Consider the following 20,067-nt stretch of genomic DNA (forward strand, 5'->3'; position numbering starts at 1 on the left):
ACCATGCCGACCTGACGCCGCCCCTGACCTCGACACGGGGATCGACCTGGGATTTCACGAACGGTACCCATGCGCCCACGAGTAACGTCCAGGTAATGGAATGACCGGTTCCTTCCCATGAAAGACTCATGGAATCATAAATTCCGCTCATGCTGCCACACCTACCGCATGCCCCCTGATCAATCTCCGCATTCGCCATCAGTCCACCCATGAGCGGTGACGCCACATATGGGGTCAACGTTGACCACCACAGAGCAAGCTCGAGCACCAGGGCGAGAATCAGCCTCGCTGTTTTCCGGGGGTGAATGCGGACATCAATAAGCGATTCACCGCACACAGGAGACGGAATGGTCCGTTCTCCTACCGCTTCTGGGCGTCACGCTGGCTGGAACTGTTCGATCCACGACCACGCCCGGACGGATCTGCCAACCAGCCGCACTTTTTCGGCCAGGCTCGAACCCGGCTCGATACCCAGGATGGACAGCGCTTACCTTTGCTCTCCTGCAAGCTTGACGGAGAAGTGCCTCGCGACAAGTTGTCTCAGAGGTTGCGTCCATCCTGTGGGCAACGCGCGCGTCCCTCTTTGCTCAGTGCCCGCTTACGGCGCTCACGTCTTCCGGCTCGGACGGATCCGTGGCCCCACAGGCCCTGGCCGCACCCGCAGCAACCCACTCCGGCCCGTGCTTAGCGTCAGCCGCCAGGGTCTGGTGGCGGAGGACCTTGCCGACTCGGGCAAGCTCGTGGGTCTCGCGGTCCTCCCCAAGAAAAGCAGCATCGTCGAACAGCGGCGTGCCGTGGTCGGAGTCAGGACCTGATCGGCCGTCTGACCGTCGGCGAGTGGCTCGACCGGTGGCTCGACGGGAAGCGCATCCGCAAGTCGGGGCTCAGCCGCTACGAGACCGATATCCGGTTCCGCGAACAGCAGGACGCGGACCGCCAGGAGTGGAGATCAGCCTGGGTCGAGACCGGCATGGTCTTCACCCAGGAAGACGGCTCCTGGCTCCATCCCGGGAAGGTGACCGATCTCTTCGAGCGCCTCGTGGCCGCCTCCGACCTCCCGCCGGTCCGGCTGCACGACCTCCGGCACGGTGCGGCCACGCTCATGCTCGCCGCCGGCATCGACGTGAAGCGTGAAGATCGTGTCGGACACGCTCGGGCACAGTAACACCCGCATCACGCGGGACATTTACCAGAGCGTCCTGCCACAGGTCGGCAAGAACGCGGCCGAGGCCACCGCCAAACTGGTCCCGCTTCAGCGGAAGACCGAGGCGGAGGAGGCCCGTAAGGCCGCCAAGAAGGCCACGGGCAAGGCGAAAGCCGAGGCCAGGGCCAAGAAGAAGGACAAGCGGATGAAGCCCAAGAAGTAGGGCACCGGACCGCTCCCCTCACGCATCGCTCACGCAAGCCATCTCGCGGCACCCCGGCCGTGTGACGCGTCATGCCCGGAGCAACACAAAAGGCCAGGTCACGGCGAGTGAGTCCTGAGGCTTCGGCAGAGCCGCCTTCGGGATTCGAACCCGAGACCTACGCATTACGAGAACGCAAGATCATTACCCCAGGTTTCACTGGCCGTCCCTGTTTTTGTCATCCATGCAGGTCAGCAGGCATGGACGCGGCCGGGGCGCGTTGATCGTTCATGGCGTTTCACCGTCCTTCCGGCCCCATCCTGGCCCCAGGAATGTCCTGACAGCGGGCTGGCCATGCCCCGGCCAGGTGGGGTTCCAGTTCAGAGCCGGGCGGCAAAAGGGCGTCCAACACACCGGCCTGGCGACGCGAAGAGAGGCTCCGCCCCGCTATGGAAGGCATCCTTGACGTTGCAGATGTCCTGCAGGGCCGTCTTCGCGCGGGACCACTCGCCCACTTTGATCGAACTGGCGATAACCGGGCTGGCCATGCCAGCCGGCGGAGAGCCGAAGAGGGCCTCCTCCCCTGCGCCAGGGCGGAGCCGATGACCGTTCTCGCAGGTCAGCCGCGGGGCAGCACCGTAGCGCCTTGGCGCTGACCGGACTCGGTGTCACGAACCCGTCTCCCATCTGGGCACTACAGTCCTGGCGCATCGGCCCGACTCAACAGGGCAGGTCCTTCGCGCCGTCAGAAGCAGGGTTCTGGGGCCCTCGCTCCACTTCCTGTAGCGTCCTCAGGCGCGGAGCTGGGATGCTGGCGGGTAGAAGAAGTCACGAAGGCTGGAGGGGGTGGACCATGGCGTACTCGACTCGTATGGCTGCGGCCCTCTCTGGGGCCACGACCGGGCAGCTGCGATCTTGGCGACAGGACCGTGGCAACGGTCCCGTTCTTTGCCCTGAGCTCGCAGCCAAGCCGGCTCTGTACTCCTTCCGGGACGTGCTGGCGCTACGCGCGTTCGCGATCCTGCGTCAGGACGTGTCGCTGCAGAAGATCCGCAAGGCCCTGGCCACGCTGAAGCGGTTCGGCGAGTTCGAGCACCTGTCGAGTTACTCCCTGGTGGCTGATGGCGACTCCATCGTCCTGGTGGGCGACAGGAACGACGATCATGCGACCGATCTCGTCAAGCATCCCGGGCAGCGGGTGATCGCCACGATGGCTGACATCCTTCAGGAGTTCGCGCCTCGCGCCGGCGTGGTCGTTCCGCACCTTCTACGGCCCAAGCAGCATGTCAGCGTCGATCCTGAGACGCAGGGCGGGCAGCCTGTCATCACCGGCACCCGGGTCCCCTTCGATGCCGTGGCCGAGCTCGTGGAGGACGGCATCCCTCCCGAGAAGATCGCTGACTACTACCCCGGCGTGACGGCCGATGCCGCCCGTGACGCGGTGTCCTTCGCTCTCTACGTGGACAGTTACAGCCCGGGACCCCGCGCTGCCTGATGCGAATCCTCATTGACGAGAACGTTCCGGTGCAGATGCTGGAGATGCTCAGGCGGTTGTTGCCTGGGCATGAGGTGCGCCACGTCAGCGAGCTCAAGTGGTCCGGGAAGAAGGATCTCGCTCTCCTTCCTGACGCCGCGAAGAGAGGCTTCGAGGCCTTCCTGACGAAGGACGGGCGTCAGCTGGAGGACCCGTCGGAGACGGCCGCCATCAAGAAGTCGGGCATGCACCACATCCGGTTCAGTCATGGCCACAAGGGCATGGCGGGCCTGGGCCTGGCCATGGGGGCTGTGATCGCCTCGATGCCGATCCTCATCCGTGAACTCGAAGCAGCGGAGGGCCAGCAGCTCGTTCATGTCAAAGGGCTAAACCCCGGTAGCAAACAGCGGTTCGATCTGGTCGACCCCACGAAGGAACCGCCCCGCTACTGGCCTCGATAGCCCTTTCTGGCGGCGCTGCTCCACGTGCCTGGGTGCCGGCGGTTGCCGCTGCTTACGTCGCGCTCACCACCACCTCTGATCACCACATCCACCGGGAACGCGGAATCCTAATCGCTCGTCCCGCTTCCGCTCTTCTGAGGGTCACCGTGCAGGAGACCCAGCCGAACACAGAAATTGCCCCGAACAGGAGGCCGAGAACTTCCACCGTCACAGGCACCACGTGCAAGTGGCACAGCATCACGGCCAAGCCCTCAATTAGCAGGAAAAATACATTCCAACGTCGCTTTGCACGAACGACGCGCAGGTAGCGGGTAAACGTGTGCTGCGCTTCTGTCCTCTGGGCGTCCTCCGAGTCAAGGACACGTCGTTGACGCTCCTCCCAACGGCGTCGCAGCTCCGCTGACTCCTGGCTCACCGGCGCAGAGGGCGAGTTGAACACCACGTCGCCCTGGATGGCCCCGGACTGCACCACGGGCCCCCGACGTCGTCGCTCAACTCTTTATGTATGGACGGCTGTTCACTCATAGGGCGGAAGATACGCCCGCGACTCGCAAGATCGCCAAACGCGCCGATGTTCACCCCATGGCGGAGGCTACCGCGCAGGACCGGCTCGATGAGCTCGCCGAAGCCGACGGCAGTGCCGTTGCGGCTGTCACCGTTGTTCTTCCCGGCCGGGTCATGCTTTCTCGTAGCCCCAGACAGTCGGTGATCTCGCTATTCAGAGCGAACTCCATCACCCGCTTGGCCAGCTGCTACAACAGCCCGCCATCGTCGGCCAGTTGCAGGCCCTCGCTGCCGACCCGGTCAACCAGCATAGCGACGAGTTGTTCGTCCGCCGTGGCCGACGGCATCACACCGCCGGCTGGCTCCTCGACGGACTCGTGCTCGATCGCCGTCTTCCTCCCTTGGCGCCTCTTCTTGATTAGCAGATCCGCCTTGATTGGAAGCTCCCCACCGACGGCGAAAAACCACCCAATGCAGTCATCCGCTGACGTTGCCTCAACACTCCCACTGCGTCACCTACTGTCGCCAGCCACCCCAGATGGTCCCGCCGGAGAGCACTCCGGCGGGACCATCTATGCGACTACGGAACTTCTGCCTATTCGTTACTTTCGCGATGCCGAGTACCGCTCTTCGCCCAATAGATCATGCGATCCCTCGACCCGATTGACTTCGGCTCCGGTTCGCCAATTTTGATCGTATATTCGATCAATGGATGGTCACCGGAAAAAAGGGAGTCCAGCTCGAACGTAACTTCTGCGGCATCGTCTTCAAGTTCGCTCGATTGGCGATGAGCCCAGAAGATAAGTTCTACGCGCCCCTCCTCAACACGCACAGCCACGGCAATCAAATCATTCGAGATCAAGCCAAGGAGTGCCTGCACCGCAAGAAGCGTGATCTCGTTCTCGCGCTGATGCCTTTGGCTATCGATCACGGTGCACTCGCATTGGGGTTCATCGGCACAACACTCGGACTCTTGGTCCCCTTGATCATGAAAATATTCGTGGGCACTCCGAGACGATTCATCGCTGGATTATTATCGTAGCCCACGACGGAGGGGACTCTAATTTGAATATTTCCCGTCTTGGTTATTCCCATGATCTCCGCCGATCCTGAATGGTAGGCGTCGAGCACAGCCTGCGCGTCTGCGTGAGAATTGAAATAACCACCGCCCCTGTATCCGTTCCCTCCGAGAATGTGTCGATCTTGCTTCTGCTTGCTGATAGTCGATTTAACCTGCGGCAATTCGACGATATTGCCGGAGGAGTCGGCAATGAACCGCGGGCACGACGAGTTATGCACCAGAATCGGCGTAGAGCCTGCGACCACATAGTACGTGTGGATGTCTGCGACGGTGAGGTTGTACATGTCAGCCACACCCGGACGGGACAGCACGCCACTCAGCGTGACCTGGCTGTCGTCGGCGCTCTTGAGGGTGTGGCCCGGGGTGAGCCGGCCGGCCTCGACCCAGCTGTGGGTCGTGTCGTCCCAGAAGGGGTGGTGGGAGGTGGTGTGGATCGTGACGGCCTTGCCCTCCGGGCCGCGGACCTGGAGGTCGATGAGGTCGTTGTCGCGGTGGAGGAGTTCTGCGGTCACCTCACGTGGACTGCTTTTGCCGGTCTTGGGGTCGGTGGCGATGACCTTGTCGCCGATCCTGACTTCGGCGATGGGTTTGGTGGTGCCGTCGGCCATGAGGACTTCGGTGCGGGGGTCGAAGCTGTTCCGGCAAGCGCCGGCCACCTTGCTCTCGGCTCCCAGGGCACCGCCGAGATAGCCTAGGAACGCCTCGTTGACGTAGCCCTCGATGATCTTGCCTCTGGCGACTTCCTTGGCCTCGTCCGCACACTGCTCGGCGTGGTAGACGCAGTAGGTGGCCGCGATCTCCCTGGCCTCCGCGACGTCAGCGTCGTCGCCCTTGTGCAGCACGTAGAGGTATGCCTGACGGCAGCCCTCGCGCCCGTAGCAGGCGGAGCCCTCCATGGACGACTCGTGGACGGGGTTGTACCAGAACTCGTCGGTGAACTCCCCGTCCATCATGCTGGCCCAGTAGTTCTGGAGCTTGTCGATGTCGTTCGTGACGGGGGTGTTGGTCGCCACCCACGTGGCCTTGATGTGGCGGGGTGTGTTGGTGGGAGTGCTGCCCGAGCCGGCGTAGTCGTGCATCGCCGCGTCGGTGCTGGCTTTGTTGCCTGGGGTGGAGTTGAGACAGGAGGGGCAGTTGCGGGTTGGGCAGTCGGGGCCTGCGCACAGCCCGGAGGGGTCGCTGTAAGTGATGGGGTTGTTCTTGGCGTAGGTGTAGCCGTTCATCTGCTGCGGGTCGCCGGCCGTGAAGACCGGGTCGACCGACAGGAAGCGGCCGGTGGCGGAGTCGTACTCGCGGGCGCCGAGGTGGGTGAGGCCCGTGGCAGTGTCGGTGGTGCCGCCGACGAAGCCCTTGGTGCCGGTCCAGGTGGTGGGCTCGGTGCCGCGCAGTCCGCCGAACGGCAGGGTGCGGCGCTGGGTCAGCGCCTGGGTGTCGGCGTTGACGGACAGTTGGGCGGTGCCGTGGTGGTCGGCCAGAGTGAAGGAGACGGTTCCGTCGTTGGCCTGGACGGCCTGGTGGCCGCCGCCGAGGTCGAAGTAGCGGGTGCCCCTGGCTGTCGTGGCGCCCTTCGCCAGGGTGACCTCGGTGGTCCCGAGGTAGAGCGTGGTCTCCGTCGGGGTACGGCCGATCAGACGGTTGCCCCCCGCGTCGTACAGATACTCGGTGACCTTGTCGCTGCCGCCCTCGACCGGCTGGGTGACCTTCGCGAGGTGGCCCTCGGCGTCCCAGTCCAGGGTCTGGGAGGTGCCGTTGCCCAGCAGCCGGGTGTGGGTGTCGCCGGACTCGTCATAGGTAAAGCTGTCGGTGGACTTCACCGTGCCGGTGGTGGTGTCCACCGAGCCCAGCGTGTGCGGCCGGACCGCGCCCGGGTCGGGGTAGTGGTAGGTCCACGCGAGCGTCTGCCCCGAGCGCAAAGACGGAGGGCTGACCTTCACCCGCCCCAAGACGAAGAAGAGCCGCAACGCCGTCCCCATCCCGCCGCCGTTCATCCCCTACCTGCGCGAGCACAAGAAGCAACAAGATGTACAGCGAGCGGAGGCCGGTGACGGGTGGGAGGAACACAAACTCGTCTTCACCCGCCCGGACGGCCGTCCGCTCGATCCCCGACAGGACTGGGAGGAATTCAAGGAGCTACTGGCCGAAGCCGGAATCGACGACCGTCGTCTGTACGACGGAAGCCGTCACACCGCCGGCACGATCCTCAATGAACTCGGGGTCGACATGCCCACGATCATGGAGATCCTGAGGCACACCCAGATCAGCCAGACCCGCCGGTACGTGAAGGGACGGTCTCACCTCTCGAAGGACGCCATGCGCCGCATGGGAGACACCTTCATGCCTGGCCCGGAGCCTGGCCCGAAGCCCCCAGTTGAGACCAGAATTGAGACCACAGACAGCCGCGCGGCACGCGCTCAGCGCCGTCGCCGCATCCGATAAAAGCAAAAGCCCCAGGTCACGGCGAGTGAGTCCTGAGGCTTCGGCAGAGCCGCCTTCGGGATTCGAACCCGAGACCTACGCATTACGAGTGCGTTGCTCTGGCCATCTGAGCTAAGGCGGCGCGCTGTCCGCACCATGGTGCGATCAGCAACGTCGGTAAGTCTACACAGTTTCCGGGGGTGCTCCGAACACACCCCGGAAGCCCCGCTTCCGGGGTGGACGGCGGCGGCTACTTGCAGCGTTTGCCCTGCGTGGGAGGCGTTCCGTGCAGCAGGTAAGTGTCGATCGCGGAGTCGATGCAGGTGCTGCCGCGGCCGTAGGCGGTGTGGCCGTCGCCCTCGTAGGTGAGGAGGCGGGCCGAGGCGAGCTGGTGGGCGAGGGACCGGGCCCAGCGGTAGGGGGTCGCCGGGTCGCGGGTGGTGCCGACGACGACGATCGGGTCGGCGCCCTTCGCTTCGATGCGATGCGGCTCGCCCGTGGGCTTCACCGGCCAGTACGCGCAGTTCAGGGCGGCCCAGGCGAGGCCCTCGCCGAAGACCGGGGACGCCTTCTCGAAGGACGGAAGCGCCTTTTCCACCTGCTCGGGGGTGGCGAAGGCGGCGGGGAGGTCGAGGCAGTTCACGGCCGCGTTGGCCGACATCAGATTGGCGTAGCGGCCGTCGGGGTCCCGTTCGTAGTAGCTGTCGGACAGGGCGAGCAGACCCGCGCCGTCGTTCTCCTTCATCGCCGTGGTCAGCGCCTCGCGCAGCTGCTCCCAGGTGCTCTCGTCGTACATCGCCGCGATCACGCCGGTGGTGGCGAGGGCCTCGCCGAGCCTGCGGCCGTCCGGATCGCCGGTGGGGATCGGGTGCGCGTCGAGCTTCCGGAAGAAGGCCGTGAGGTTCTCGCCGACCTTGGCGGGAGCGGTGCCCTTCCGGCCGAGCGGGCAGTCGGGCCGGCGTGCGCAGTCCTTCGCGAACGACTGGAACGCCGTCTCGAAGCCCGCCGTCTGGTCCAGGTTCAGCGGGAGGGCGGGCAGCGACGGGTCCATCGCGCCGTCCAGGACGAGCCGGCCCACCCGGTCCGGGAACAGGCCCGCGTAAGTCGCCCCGAGGAACGTCCCGTACGACGCCCCCACGTACGTCAGCTTCCGGTCGCCGAGGATCGCCCGCAGGATGTCCATGTCACGGGCCGCCTCCACGGTGGAGACGTGCCGCAGCAGCCGCGGCGAGTGCGCGCCGCAGCCTTGCGCGAACTCCTTGTACGCGTCGACGAGTTCGCCGGTCTCCCGCTGGTCGTCGGGGGTGGTGTCCGTCTGCGTGAACGCGTCCATCTCACGCCCGTCGAGGCACTCCACGGGCTCGCTGCGGGCCACGCCCCGCGGGTCGACGGCGACCATGTCGTAGCGGGCGCGGACCTCGGCGGGGTAGCCGATGCCGGCGTACTGCTGGAGGTAGCCGACCGCCGAACCGCCCGGTCCGCCCGGGTTCACGAGCAGCGAGCCGAGCCGCTTGCCCCGCCCCGTCGCCTTCTTGCGGGCGACCGCGAGCCGGACGTCGCCCGCGCGCGGCTCGGCGTAGTCGAGGGGCGCCTTCATCGTGGCGCACTCGAAGCCGGGGACGCCGCAGCCGCGCCAGCTCAGCTTCTGCCCGTAGTACGGCGACAGCGCCGACGGCGTGGCCCGCGGCAGCGCGGCGAGCGCCGCGACGGCCGTCGAACCGGCGGAACTCGTCGACCCTCCGGCGGAGCAGCCGGAGACGAGCAGCGCGGCGAGCGAGAGCAGGGTGACGCCGGTACGGTGCCTGCGGGGGGAGCGCCTGAAGTACATCCAGCGAGCGTAACTCTGCGCGACGCGCCGAATGCCGTACGTACGGGAACCGCCACGGACGAGCTACCCCGTCAACCCGCCGTGGGCCATCACCCTCCCTCGCCGCCCCATGATCGATCCCTCGGGCGACGTCACCCGGCTCTGAGTGCCATCGTCATCGCCTCCACCGCCAGCAGCGGAGCCACGTTGCGATCGAGGGCATCTCTGCAGGCAGCGATGGCCTCGATGCGGCGCAGGGTGGTCTCCGGCCTGCTGTCGCGGGCGAGCCGCTCCAACACGTCCTCGGCGTCCGCGTTGGCGATCGCGACACGGGAGCCGAGCTGGAGGGCGAGGACGTCGCGGTAGAAGGCGGTCAGGTCGGTGAGCGCGAGGTCGAGACTGTCGCGCTGGGTACGTGTCCTGCGGCGCTTCTGTTTGTCCTCCAGGTCCTTCATCACGCCGGCCGTGCCGCGTGGCATGCGGCCGCCCTGGGCCGCGCCCAGCGCGGCCTTCAGTTCCTCAGTCTCCTTGCCGTCCATCTCCTCCGCGAGCTGCTTGGCGTCCTCGGTGGCCGCGTCGACCAATTCCTGGGCCGCCTTGAGGCAGCCGCCGATGTCACCGATGCGCAGGGGCAGCTTCAGCACGGCCGCGCGGCGCTCGCGGGCGGCGGGGTCGGTGGCCAGGCGCCGAGCCCGGTCGACATGCCCCTGTGTCGCCCGGGCGGCGGCCGCGGCCACGGCCGGCTCGATGCCCTCGCGCCGTACGAGCATGTCGGCGACGGCGTCGACGGAGGGCGTGCGCAGGTTCAGGTGCCGGCAGCGGGAGCGGATGGTGGGCAGCACGTCCTCCAGGGAGGGGGCGCAGAGCAGCCAGACCGTGCGCGGGGCGGGCTCCTCGACCGCCTTCAGGACGGCGTTGGCGGACTTCTCGTTCAGCCGCTCGGCGTCCTCGACGAGGATGACCTGCCAGCGGCCCGTGGCGGGCGAGGTGTACGACTTGCGGACGGTGTCGCGCATGTCCTCGGCGAGGATCTGCGAGCCGACGGCGGCAACGGTGCTGACGTCGGCGTGGGTGCCGATGAGCGCCGTATGACAGCCGTCGCAGAATCCGCAGCCGGGGGCGCCGCCCAGGGCCCGGTCCGGGCTCACGCACTGCAGCGCGGCGGCGAACGCCCTGGCCACCTGGGCGCGGCCGGCGCCGGGCGGGCCCGTGAACAACCAGGCGTGCGTCATCTTCGACGCCTCTGGCGGCGGCATGGCGGAGGTGGCCGCGGTGACGAGCGCGTCGGCGTCCCGAGCGGCAGCGGCCAACTGCTCACTCACCTTCTCCTGCCCGACGAGGTCGTCCCACACGGTCATGCGTCACGCCGCCCTTTCGTCACGTTTCGCGTTGCGGGTTCCATTGTGCGGGGACCCACTGACAATCGAGCGGCGAGCCGCACAACGCTCAGCGCCGACGTCCCCGGCCCCCGCCCCGGCCGCCCCGGCCCCCGTCGTGGCCGTGGTCGTGGCCGTCGTCGTGGCCGTGGCCGTCGTCGTCCCGGTGCGGGCCGAGCAGTTCGTCCGCCAGCGAGGGCAGGTCGTCCAGCGGGGTCTCCTCGGCCCAGTCCCGCCGGGGCCGCTGCCGGGGCGTGCCGCTCTCGTCGATCTGCGGCAGCTCGCGCGTACGGTCGTCGCCGCCGTCCGGCCGCGACCCACTCCGCTCGTCGCGGAAGTACCCCGGCGGCACCCGGTCCGAAGGGCTGTCGTCGCGCACCGGAGGCAGTACGGCCGTCTCGTCCTCGGGGCCCTGACCGCGCACCGGCGGCAGCACCGCCGTCTCGTCCGCCGCTCCCGGCGGCACCGACGGCTGCGGCAGCTCGGCCGTGACCTCGGCGTCGGCGCCCGCGGACGGCCGGGAGGGCTGCGTCCGCTCGGGTTCCTTGTCCATTCGGATCGGCGGCAGCACGGCAGTCTCGTCCACCGGCCCGCCCGACGCGTTGGTCGGCGTCACCACCGGCGTCGGCACCGTCGTCGCCTCCGGCGGGACCGCCGGGATCGCGGGATTCACGGTCGTGGTGGGACGCGGCGGCTTCGGGCCGACCTGCGCCGCCGCCGCGGCCTGCTCCGCCGCGCGCCGGGCCGCCTCGGCCCTCAGCAGCGCCTCCTCGGCCTTGCGCTGCTTCTCCAGACGCAGCGCCTCGGCCTCGGCGCGCAGCCGCGCCTCCTCCTCGGCCTGCTTGCGGCGCCGCTCCTCCTCCGCCCTGCGGCGGGCCTCCTCCTCGGCGCGGGCCTTCTCCTCCGCGAGGAGCCGGACCCGCTCCTCCTCGGCACGCCTGCGTGCCTCCTCGGCGCGCAGCCGGGCCTCCTCGGCCTGCCGTTCGGCCTCGCGCCGCTGCGCCTCCTCCAGCTCGCGCCGCTTGCGCTCCTCCTCCTCGGCGCGCAGCTTGGCGAGCTGCTCCTGGCGCTCGCGCTCCAGGCGCTCCTCCTCGGCCTTGCGGGCGGCCTCTTCCTCAGCCTTGCGGCGGGCCTCCTCCTCGGCCTTCTTGCGCGCCTCCTCCTGGGCCTTGATCTCGGCCTCGGACAGGGGCAGCAACTGGTCGAGGCGGTGCCGGACGACGGCCGTGACGGCCTCCGGCTCCTGAGCCGCGTCGACCACCAGGTAGCGGCCCGGATCACCGGCGGCCAGCGTGAGGAAACCGGAGCGCACGCGCGCGTGGAACTCGGCCGGCTCCGACTCCAGCCGGTCCGGGGCCTCCGTGAAGCGCTCGCGGGCGGCCTCCGGGGACACGTCCAGCAGAACCGTCAGATGCGGCACCAGGCCGTTGGTCGCCCAGCGCGAGATCCGTGCGATCTCGGTCGGGGACAGGTCGCGGCCCGCGCCCTGGTACGCCACGGACGAGTCGATGTACCGGTCGGTGATCACCACCGCGCCGCGCTCCAGGGCGGGCCTGACGACCGTGTCGACGTGCTCCGCGCGGTCCGCCGCATACAGCAGCGCCTCCGCGCGGTGCGAGAGCCCGGCGCTGGAGACGTCCAGCAGGATCGAGCGCAGTCGCTTGCCCACGGGCGTGGCCCCCGGCTCACGCGTGAGGACGACCTCGTGCCCCTTGGCCCTGATCCACTCGGCGAGCGCCTCCGCCTGAGTGGACTTGCCGGCGCCGTCACCGCCCTCAAGGGCGATGAAGAAACCGTTGGCGGCCGGGGTCTGCACCGGGTCGTCGCCGCCCAGTAGCGCGTCCCGCAGGTCCTGTCGCAGGGGGACGCCGGAGCGGTCGTCGACCTTGGCCAGCACCAGGGCGGCCACCGGCAGCAGCAGCGCGCCGACGAGCATCAGGGTGAACGCGGCGCCGCCGTGTGCGAACACGAACTTGCCGTGGTCCAGCCGGTGCGGCCCGATGAGGGCCGCCACCAGCGGGGCGATCACCGCGCCCAGCGCCACGACGACCCGCACGACCGCGTGCAGGTGTTCCGTCGTCCGCGTCCGGCGGTGTTCCTCCGTCTCCTGGTCGAGCAGCGTGTGCCCGGTGTTGGCGGCGACGCCCGCGCCGACGCCGGCCAGGGCCGAGATCAGCAGCACGCTGGTGACGTCCGGGACCAGCCCGGCGGCCAGCAGCGCCACGCCGGTGAAGGCGATGGCCAGCGCGAGCAGCCGGCGCCGGGACAGCGCCACCAGCACCTTCGGCGCCGTACGCACGCCGACGCCGACCCCGCCGGTCAGCCCGAGGACGAGCAGCCCGAACATCACCGGACCGCCGCCCAGGTCCTTGGCGTGCAGCACGGCCACGGCGACGGCGGCGGAGGTCGTCCCGGCGACGGCGGCGCAGGCGAGGACCAGCAGCGGGATCGCGCCCGTGCGGCCCGCGTCGACTCCGGAGGCCGCCCGGGGTCGACGCAGTCCTTCGAGCGGCGACCGCGCGCGCGGGGTGCGCACCGAGGGCAGTTCAAGGAACGTCACGATGGACAGGGAGCCGGCGAACAGCCCCCCGGCGACGTAGGAGGCGAGGGCCGCCTGGTGCTGGCCGAACCAGTCGATCCCGGTGCCCAGAAGATTGTTGAACAATGCCGCGACGACCAGGGTGGCCGCACCCAGCGGGATGGTCACGAAGCCCGTGCGCAGCGAGAGGCGGCGCAGGGCGTCCATGTGGTCCGGCAAGGGGCGTACGGTCGCGCCCTCCAAGGGTGGGGCGGGCAGCAGTGCCGGGGCCGCGCTCTCGCGGGCGACCGTCCAGAACCGCTCGGCGACACCGGTGACGAACACCGTGACGAGCAGCAGGGCCAGTGCGTCGTCCGGCACCCAGTCGATCCACAGGGGCGCGACGATCAGCAGCGCGGCGCGCAGGCCGTCGGCGCCGACCATGGTCCACCGGCGGTCGAGCGGGCCGTCCGGTGAGGTCAGTGACGTCAGTGGGCCCAGAAGGACGGCGCCGAAGAGCACGGTGGCCAGAATGCGCACCCCGAAGACGATCGCCACTGCGAACGCCACGCCCCGGTAGCCGCCTCCGAAGGAGCCCTCGGCGATGGCTGTCTGGAGGACGAGGAGGACGAACACCAGGAGTGCGAGGGCGTCTCCCACGCCGCCCACCAACTGCGCGCTCCAGAGCCGTTTGAGCTGCGGCTCGCGCAACAGGGCGCGCACGGCGCGCTCGCGGGAGTCCGCCACCAGGGCGTTGTCCGGGGCCGGGTGGTGGGCCGTTGGCTGCTCGGCTCGCGTCATGCATTCAGCCTATCGGCCGCGACTGACAGTCCGGGGCCCCCGTCCACGCGTACGACCGCCCCGACACCAAAGTGATGCCGGGGCGTTCGTTTCGCGAACCCGCCGTGAAGGAACCGTGGCTCGGCTCAGCCGTGCGATCAGTCCTCGACGGAGCGATCGGGCGCCAGTCCTTCGACGAGCGGTCGGTCCTTCGACGAGCGCCCAGCCCTTCGACGAGCGGTCAGTCCTCCGAGGGGGACGGGGAAGCCGTCGCCTTCCTCGCGACCGTCTTCTTCGCCGTCGCCGTCGTCTTCTTCGCGGTGGTCGTCTTCGCGGCCGTCTTCTTGGCCGCGGTCTTCTTGGCCGGGGCCGCCTTCTTCGCCGTCGCCTTCTTCGCCGTCGCCTTCTTCGCCGGAGCCTTCTTGGCCGTCTTCTTGGCCGGAGCCTTGGCACGCTTCTCGGCGAGCAGTTCGAAACCGCGCTCCGGGGTGATCTCCTCGACGCTGTCGCCGGAGCGCAGGGTCGCGTTGGTCTCCCCGTCGGTGACGTACGGCCCGAAACGACCGTCCTTGACGACAACCGGCTTTCCGCTGACCGGGTCCGCGCCCAGCTCCTTCAGCGGCGGCTTGGCGGCGGCCCGGCCACGCTGCTTGGGCTGGGAGTAGATCTCCAGCGCCTCTTCGAGGGTGATCGTGAAGAGCTGGTCCTCGGTCTGCAGCGACCGCGAGTCCGTGCCCTTCTTCAGATACGGCCCGTAGCGGCCGTTCTGCGCGGTGATCTCCACGCCCTCCGCGTCGGCGCCGACGACCCGCGGCAGCGACATCAGTTTGAGGGCGTCCGCCAGCGTCACCGTGTCCAGGGACATCGACTTGAACAGCGAGGCTGTACGCGGCTTGACGGCGTTCTTGCCGGTCTTCGGGGTGCCCTCCGGGAGCACCTCGGTGACGTACGGGCCGTAGCGGCCGTCCCTGGCGATGATCTGGTGGCCGGACTCCGGGTCGGTGCCCAGCTCGAAGTCGCCGCTCGGCTTGGCGAGCAGTTCCTCGGCGAGCTCGACGGACAGCTCGTCGGGCGCGAGGTCCTCGGGGATGTCCGCGCGCTGGTGGCCCTCGGAGTCCTTCTCGCCGCGCTCGATGTACGGGCCATAGCGGCCGACCCGCAGCACGATGCCGCTGCCGACCGGGAACGACGACACCTCACGCGCGTCGATCGCACCCAGGTCGGTCACGAGTTCCTTGAGGCCGCCGAGGTGGTCCCCGTCGCCGTTGCCGGCGTCGGCGGCGCCACCGTGGCCCGTACCCGTGCCCTCGCCGAAGTAGAACCGCTTCAGCCACGGCACGGACTGGGCCTCACCGCGGGCGATGCGGTCGAGGTCGTCCTCCATCTTGGCGGTGAAGTCGTAGTCGACGAGCCGCCCGAAGTGCTTTTCCAGGAGGTTGACCACGGCGAAGGACAGGAAGGACGGGACGAGTGCGGTGCCCTTCTTGAACACATAGCCGCGGTCGAGGATCGTGCCGATGATCGAGGCGTACGTCGACGGGCGGCCGATCTCGCGCTCTTCGAGCTCCTTGACCAGCGACGCCTCGGTGTAGCGGGCCGGGGGCTTGGTGGCGTGCCCGTCGACCGTGATCTCCTCGGCGGACAGCGCGTCGCCCTCGCCGACCTGGGGCAGGCGGCGCTCGCGGTCGTCCAGCTCGGCGTTCGGGTCGTCGGCGCCCTCGACGTAGGCCTTCAGGAAGCCGTGGAAGGTGATCGTCTTGCCGGAGGCGCTGAACTCGACGTCCCGGCCGTCGGCCGCCGTGCCGCCGATCTTCACCGTGACGCTGTTGCCGACCGCGTCCTTCATCTGGGAGGCGACCGTCCGCTTCCAGATCAGCTCGTAGAGCTTGAACTGGTCGCCGGTCAGGCCCGTCTCCGCGGGCGTGCGGAAACGATCACCCGAGGGGCGGATCGCCTCGTGCGCCTCCTGCGCGTTCTTGACCTTCCCGGCGTACGTACGCGGCTGGGCCGGCAGATAGTCGGCGCCGTACAGCTGCGTGACCTGGGCGCGGGCGGCGGAGATCGCCGTCTCGCTCAGCGTCGTGGAGTCCGTACGCATGTACGTGATGTAGCCGTTCTCGTACAGCTTCTGCGCGACCTGCATGGTGGCCTTCGCGCCGAAGCCGAGCTTGCGGCTGGCCTCCTGCTGCAGCGTCGTCGTACGGAACGGGGCGTACGGCGAGCGGCGGTACGGCTTGGACTCGACGGACCGGACGGAGAAGTTCGTGTTCTCCAGGGCGGCGGCCAGGGCGCGGGCGTTCGCCTCGTCGAGGTGAAGGATGTTCGCGCTCTTGAGTTGTCCCAGGGAGTCGAAGTCGCGGCCCTGCGCGACCCGCCTGCCGTCGACGGTCTGCAGGCGCGCGACCAGCGACGACGGGTCCGACGGATCACCGGCGCGGCCGGTCGCGAAGGTGCCCGTCAGGTCCCAGTACTCAGCAGAACGAAACGCGATGCGCTCGCGTTCCCGCTCGACGACGAGTCGCGTCGCGACGGACTGGACGCGGCCGGCCGACAGGCGCGGCATGACCTTCTTCCACAGGACCGGCGAGACCTCGTAGCCGTAGAGACGGTCGAGGATGCGGCGGGTCTCCTGGGCGTCGACGAGCTTCTGGTTGAGCTGGCGCGGGTTGGCGACGGCGGCCCGGATCGCGTCCTTGGTGATCTCGTGGAAGACCATCCGCTTGACGGGGATCTTGGGCTTGAGGACCTCCTGGAGGTGCCAGGCGATCGCCTCGCCCTCCCGGTCCTCATCGGTGGCGAGGAAGAGCTCGTCGGACTCCTTGAGCAGGTCCTTGAGCTTCTTGACCTGGGCCCGCTTGTCGGCGTTGACCACATAGATCGGCTGGAAGTCGTGTTCGACGTCCACACCGAGGCGGCGGACCTCACCCGTGTACTGGTCCGGCACCTCCGCGGCGCCGTTGGGAAGGTCGCGGATGTGCCCGACGCTGGCCTCGACGATGTAGCCGGGGCCGAGGTAACCCTTGATCGTCTTCGCCTTGGCAGGCGACTCGACGATCACGAGTCGGCGGCCGCCCTTCGCGGTCTCGCTGGTCGGGGACAACTTCGCTCTTCTCTCCGGTCGACTCTGGGGCCTCCCCAGGCCTTGCTCCCGGGGTCGGGTCATAGTGACGCTGCGGAGTGTGACGGTACATCCCGCCCCCGTGTCAAACGGGAAAAGCCCGCAACGGCCACTCGAACGGTAACCCGACTACCGCCATTCCTGCCGCCCGGAGTACCGACCGGCCCTTTTCCGTACGACCGGAACGCGTCCTCTCCTTTACCGGCGTGACCACGCTCACTCGGTCCGCACGGCGTCCGGCGCGATCTTCGAAGTCCGGCGCGAAGTCGGTCTCGGAAACGGCCCCGAAGACGCTCGGGACGTGGTCCCGGTGGTGGATTCAGAGGCGGGTGAAGCACCAGGTTCCGAGGGCCAGCGCGGCGATCGCGGCCACGGTCGCGAAGGTCGCCGATGCGACGGGGCTCACACCGTGGGCCACGGGTTCGCGGTGCCGCACCCGGACCGCGGTCCACATCAGCAGCGCGCCCCCGAACAGCACGAACGCCGTTCCCGCGAAGATCGCCGGCCCACTCTCCATGATCGTCTGCGCCCCTTCTCTCCCACCCGCGCATGCCCCAGCCCCGCGAGGCTGTCACGCGCGGGCGGCGCCCCGGCGAACCCGAGGTGAACGCGGCAACCACGGGCGGGGTCGGGGGTTGAGGGTCGGGGGTTGAGGGTCGGGGGTTGGTCGAGGGCTCCCTGGTGCTCTGGTTCCGTGGTTCTCTGGTTCTGGGCCGGACCCGGCGGACCCGGTGGACCCGGTGGACCCGGCAGAATCCGGTCGGTCACTCCGCCGGTTCGAGGAACCCCTGCTCCACCAGCAGGCGGATCTGGGCCGGAGTGCGGTCCCGCAGCAGCACCGGGTCCTCCCCCACGAGTTGGGCGATGGCGTCGAGAATCCGGCCGGCGGTCAGCGAACCGTCGCACACGCCCGCGAAGCCGGCGCCGACCGTGTCCACCTTGGTGGCCCGGCGCATGCCGCGGTGCTGGCGCAGCACGACGTGCTCCGGGTCCTCGGCGCCGGGCAGCCCGACCTGCTCCTGCACGACTTCCGTGACCAGCCGGAAGCGGCCTGCGAGCAGGGCCGCGTCGTCGTGCGCGCGCAGGTAGTCGAGCCGTTCGAAGTGCGCCACGACCGTGTCACCGAGCGGCTGTTCGACCGGATGCGGCCACTCCTCCACCGTGATCACGGGCTCCGCGGCCGTCGTCCTGCGCAGCGTGATCCAGCCGAAGCCGACGGCCTTCACCTTGCGCGCCTCGAACTCGTCCAGCCATGCGTCGTAGTGCGCCTGGTACGCGGCCTCGTCGCCCCGGTGGTCGCCGGCGTCCCTGAGCCAGAGCTCGGCATACTGCGTGATGTCCTGCACCTCGCGCTGCACGATCCATGCGTCGCACCCGCGCGGCACCCATGACCTGAGCCTGTCCTGCCAGTCCTCCCCTTCCACGTGCTGCCAGTTGGCGAGGAACTGCGCGAACCCGCCGTCGTTCAGCCGTTCCCCCGCCCCTTGAACGAGCGAGCGGCACAGATCGTCCCCGCCCATCCCGCCGTCCCGGTAGGTCAGGCGGGCGCCGGGCGAGATCACGAAGGGCGGGTTCGACACGATCAGGTCGTACGTCTCGTCGTCCCGGACCGGCTCGAAGAGCGAGCCCTCGCGCAGATCCGCGGCCGGGGCTGCGGACAGCGCGAGCGTGAGCGCGGTGATGTGCAGGGCGCGTGGGTTGACATCGGTCGCCGTCACGCGCGTGGCGTGCTGGGCGGCGTGCAGCGCCTGGATGCCGGAACCGGCGCCGAGGTCGAGGGCAGCGGAGACAGGCGTGCGGACGGTGATGCCGGCGAGGGTCGTCGACGCGCCGCCCACACCAAGGACGACGCCCTCGTCCTTGCTGCCGATGCCACCGGCGCCGCCGACCGCGCATCCCAGGTCGGAGACGATGAACCAGTCCTCGCCGGCCGGCCCGCCGTACGGCCGCACGTCCACGGTCGCGGCCACCTCGTCCTCCCCCGTGGGGAGGAGCCAGCCGCTCTCCACGCACGCGCGTACGGGCAGGAACGCCTCCACGCGCGCGTGCGGCACGGGCTGCTGGAGCAGGAAGAGGCGGACGAGTGTCTCCAGCGGAGTGTCCCCGCGGGTCGCGCGCAGCGCGGGCACGGTCTCGCTGCGGGCCAGGGCCGCGTAGGCGGGGGCGCCGAGTAGTTCGAGGAGACCGTCCGCGGTGAAGGAGGCCGCGAGCAGGGCCTCGCGCAGCCGCATGGCGACGTCGGGGCGGTCGACGGAGGGCAGGGAAGACAGGGTGGCGTTACTCACGCCCCCATTGTCTCCCGGCCCCCCTCACCCGTCCGGACGCCGGCCCCTGTCGTCGGGGCGTGGCCTCAGATCGTCATGGCGTCTCAGCTCGTCGTTGCGTCTCAGCTTGTCCGTTGCGTCTCAGCTTGTCGTCGCGTCTCAGCTTGTCGTGGCGCGGGCCGAGGCGGAGGTGGCCACCTTCTTGCAGCTGTCCTGCTTGGCCATGGCGTCCTTGACGTCGCCCTGCTCGAGGTTCTTCAGCGCAGTGTTTCCGCTCTTGCTGAGCTTGCCGAGGTCGGTGGCGATGTCCTGCAGGCCGTCGGCGAACTTCCCCTGGTCCTTCGTGTCCAACGCGTCGACCTGCTTCTTCAGGGCGGCGTAGGAGGTCGAGAGGGTGGTGAGCGCCGAGACGGCGTCCTTCTGCTTCTTCTCGCCCTCGTCGACGCCGGGCGGTGCCCCGGCCTTCTGGACGGCCTGGGCGAGCGCGCTGTAGGCGTCGGACATGTCCTGGAAGGCCTGCGAGTCGGTCTTCTGGACGTTCGCCGGGGCGTTGTTGTCCGTGGCGGCCTGCTTGATCGCGGCGTTCGCCGCGTCGACCTTCGCGTCCTGCGCGGGGAGCGCGTCGCAGACCTGCTTGGCCCAGGCGTCGAGCTCCTTGTTTCCGTCGTCACTGCTGCATCCGGACAGCGCCAGTACCAGTACCGCACCGCCGGACAGTGCGGCCGCGAGCTTCTTGTTCACCGGATTGGTCCCTTCCATGGCCCTCGGCCCCGGAACATACACGCCAACCGGGCGACACCCCCAGGACGAATGTCCTCTATGCAGCCTTTTGAAGCCATTTGCACCAAGAGAGAGAAGGCTCACGACACGGGCACACAAGCGACACAGCGGGCGGACGACGCGTCAACACGCGCCGTCCGCCC

12 protein-coding genes, 2 tRNA genes and 2 pseudogenes are annotated in these 20,067 nt (G+C 68.9%); 5 read left to right on the forward strand and 11 right to left on the reverse strand.

Going from position 1 to position 20,067, the window contains the following annotated elements:
• Positions 1-680: 680 nt before the first annotated feature.
• On the forward strand, positions 681-815 hold the full coding sequence (locus tag B5557_RS45725; RefSeq protein WP_269460216.1) for a hypothetical protein: 135 nt from the start codon (positions 681-683) through the stop codon (positions 813-815).
• A 92-nt stretch (positions 816-907) separates the two neighbouring features.
• Positions 908-1,367, forward strand: a pseudogene (locus tag B5557_RS20005) (tyrosine-type recombinase/integrase); the annotation flags it as partial.
• Between the two features lie 129 nt (positions 1,368-1,496).
• On the opposite strand, the gene B5557_RS43760 reads toward B5557_RS20005, so the two are convergent.
• A tRNA-Thr gene (locus B5557_RS43760) sits at positions 1,497-1,570 on the reverse strand.
• Positions 1,571-2,340: 770 nt separating this feature from the next.
• On the opposite strand from B5557_RS43760, the gene B5557_RS20010 reads away from it, so the two are divergent.
• Both B5557_RS20010 and B5557_RS20015 read left to right on the forward strand, forming a co-directional pair.
• Positions 2,341-2,841, forward strand: a complete 501-nt coding sequence (locus B5557_RS20010) for a DUF433 domain-containing protein (RefSeq protein WP_231976413.1) — start codon at positions 2,341-2,343, stop codon at positions 2,839-2,841.
• Positions 2,841-3,281: a DUF5615 family PIN-like protein gene (locus B5557_RS20015; RefSeq protein ID WP_079660761.1), complete on the forward strand. Its 441-nt coding sequence runs from the start codon at positions 2,841-2,843 to the stop codon at positions 3,279-3,281. Before B5557_RS20010 ends, B5557_RS20015 begins: the two co-directional genes overlap by 1 nt.
• Before the next feature lie 1,099 nt (positions 3,282-4,380).
• On the opposite strand, the gene B5557_RS43765 is transcribed toward B5557_RS20015, so the two are convergent.
• A complete protein-coding gene (locus tag B5557_RS43765; RefSeq protein WP_143688199.1) occupies positions 4,381-4,716 on the reverse strand; it encodes a hypothetical protein in 336 nt (111 codons plus the stop codon).
• On the reverse strand, positions 4,713-6,854 hold the full coding sequence (locus tag B5557_RS20025; RefSeq protein ID WP_099936251.1) for a polymorphic toxin-type HINT domain-containing protein: 2,142 nt from the start codon (positions 6,852-6,854) through the stop codon (positions 4,713-4,715). The genes B5557_RS43765 and B5557_RS20025 overlap by 4 nt, the downstream gene beginning before the upstream one ends.
• Between B5557_RS20025 and B5557_RS20030 the strand changes: the two are divergent.
• Positions 6,754-7,302, forward strand: a pseudogene (locus tag B5557_RS20030) (tyrosine-type recombinase/integrase); the annotation flags it as partial. The gene B5557_RS20025 and the pseudogene B5557_RS20030 sit on opposite strands and share 101 nt — an antisense overlap.
• A gap of 47 nt (positions 7,303-7,349) precedes the next feature.
• On the opposite strand, the gene B5557_RS20035 reads toward B5557_RS20030, so the two are convergent.
• The 8 genes from B5557_RS20035 to B5557_RS20070 all read right to left on the reverse strand — a co-directional run bounded on the left by B5557_RS20035 (position 7,350) and on the right by B5557_RS20070 (position 19,903).
• Positions 7,350-7,423 (reverse strand) — tRNA-Thr (locus B5557_RS20035).
• Positions 7,424-7,531: 108 nt separating this feature from the next.
• On the reverse strand, positions 7,532-9,109 hold the full coding sequence (locus B5557_RS20040) for an alpha/beta hydrolase (protein WP_079660764.1): 1,578 nt from the start codon (positions 9,107-9,109) through the stop codon (positions 7,532-7,534).
• 131 nt (positions 9,110-9,240) lie between these two features.
• Positions 9,241-10,446 (reverse strand): DNA polymerase III subunit delta', encoded by a 1,206-nt coding sequence (locus B5557_RS20045; protein ID WP_079660765.1) that lies wholly within the window; start codon positions 10,444-10,446, stop codon positions 9,241-9,243.
• An 88-nt stretch (positions 10,447-10,534) separates the two neighbouring features.
• Entirely contained in the window at positions 10,535-13,783 is a 3,249-nt protein-coding gene (tmk, locus tag B5557_RS20050) for a dTMP kinase (RefSeq protein WP_079660766.1), read from the reverse strand.
• Between the two features lie 220 nt (positions 13,784-14,003).
• On the reverse strand, positions 14,004-16,862 hold the full coding sequence (gene topA / locus B5557_RS20055; protein WP_079660767.1) for a type I DNA topoisomerase: 2,859 nt from the start codon (positions 16,860-16,862) through the stop codon (positions 14,004-14,006).
• A 337-nt stretch (positions 16,863-17,199) separates the two neighbouring features.
• On the reverse strand, positions 17,200-17,397 hold the full coding sequence (locus B5557_RS20060; RefSeq protein WP_079660768.1) for a hypothetical protein: 198 nt from the start codon (positions 17,395-17,397) through the stop codon (positions 17,200-17,202).
• A gap of 247 nt (positions 17,398-17,644) precedes the next feature.
• Positions 17,645-19,165, reverse strand: coding sequence for a DUF7059 domain-containing protein (locus tag B5557_RS20065; protein WP_079660769.1), 1,521 nt, complete (start codon positions 19,163-19,165; stop codon positions 17,645-17,647).
• A 138-nt stretch (positions 19,166-19,303) separates the two neighbouring features.
• Positions 19,304-19,903 (reverse strand): small secreted protein, encoded by a 600-nt coding sequence (locus tag B5557_RS20070; RefSeq protein WP_079660770.1) that lies wholly within the window; start codon positions 19,901-19,903, stop codon positions 19,304-19,306.
• Between the last annotated feature and the right edge of the window lie 164 nt (positions 19,904-20,067).

The sequence above is a fragment of the Streptomyces sp. 3214.6 genome (genome assembly GCF_900129855.1).
GTDB classification, from domain to species: domain Bacteria; phylum Actinomycetota; class Actinomycetes; order Streptomycetales; family Streptomycetaceae; genus Streptomyces; species Streptomyces soliscabiei.

Coding starts and splice junctions, on each gene's coding strand:
- B5557_RS20015 (WP_079660761.1), top strand. CDS start 2,841: ATGCGAATCCTCATTGACGAGAACGTTCCGGTGCAGATGCTGGAGATG.
- B5557_RS20060 (WP_079660768.1), bottom strand. CDS start 17,397: ATGGAGAGTGGGCCGGCGATCTTCGCGGGAACGGCGTTCGTGCTGTTC.
- tmk (WP_079660766.1), bottom strand. CDS start 13,783: ATGACGCGAGCCGAGCAGCCAACGGCCCACCACCCGGCCCCGGACAAC.
- B5557_RS20040 (WP_079660764.1), bottom strand. CDS start 9,109: ATGTACTTCAGGCGCTCCCCCCGCAGGCACCGTACCGGCGTCACCCTG.
- B5557_RS20070 (WP_079660770.1), bottom strand. CDS start 19,903: ATGGAAGGGACCAATCCGGTGAACAAGAAGCTCGCGGCCGCACTGTCC.
- B5557_RS20045 (WP_079660765.1), bottom strand. CDS start 10,446: ATGACCGTGTGGGACGACCTCGTCGGGCAGGAGAAGGTGAGTGAGCAG.
- B5557_RS20025 (WP_099936251.1), bottom strand. CDS start 6,854: ATGAACGGCGGCGGGATGGGGACGGCGTTGCGGCTCTTCTTCGTCTTG.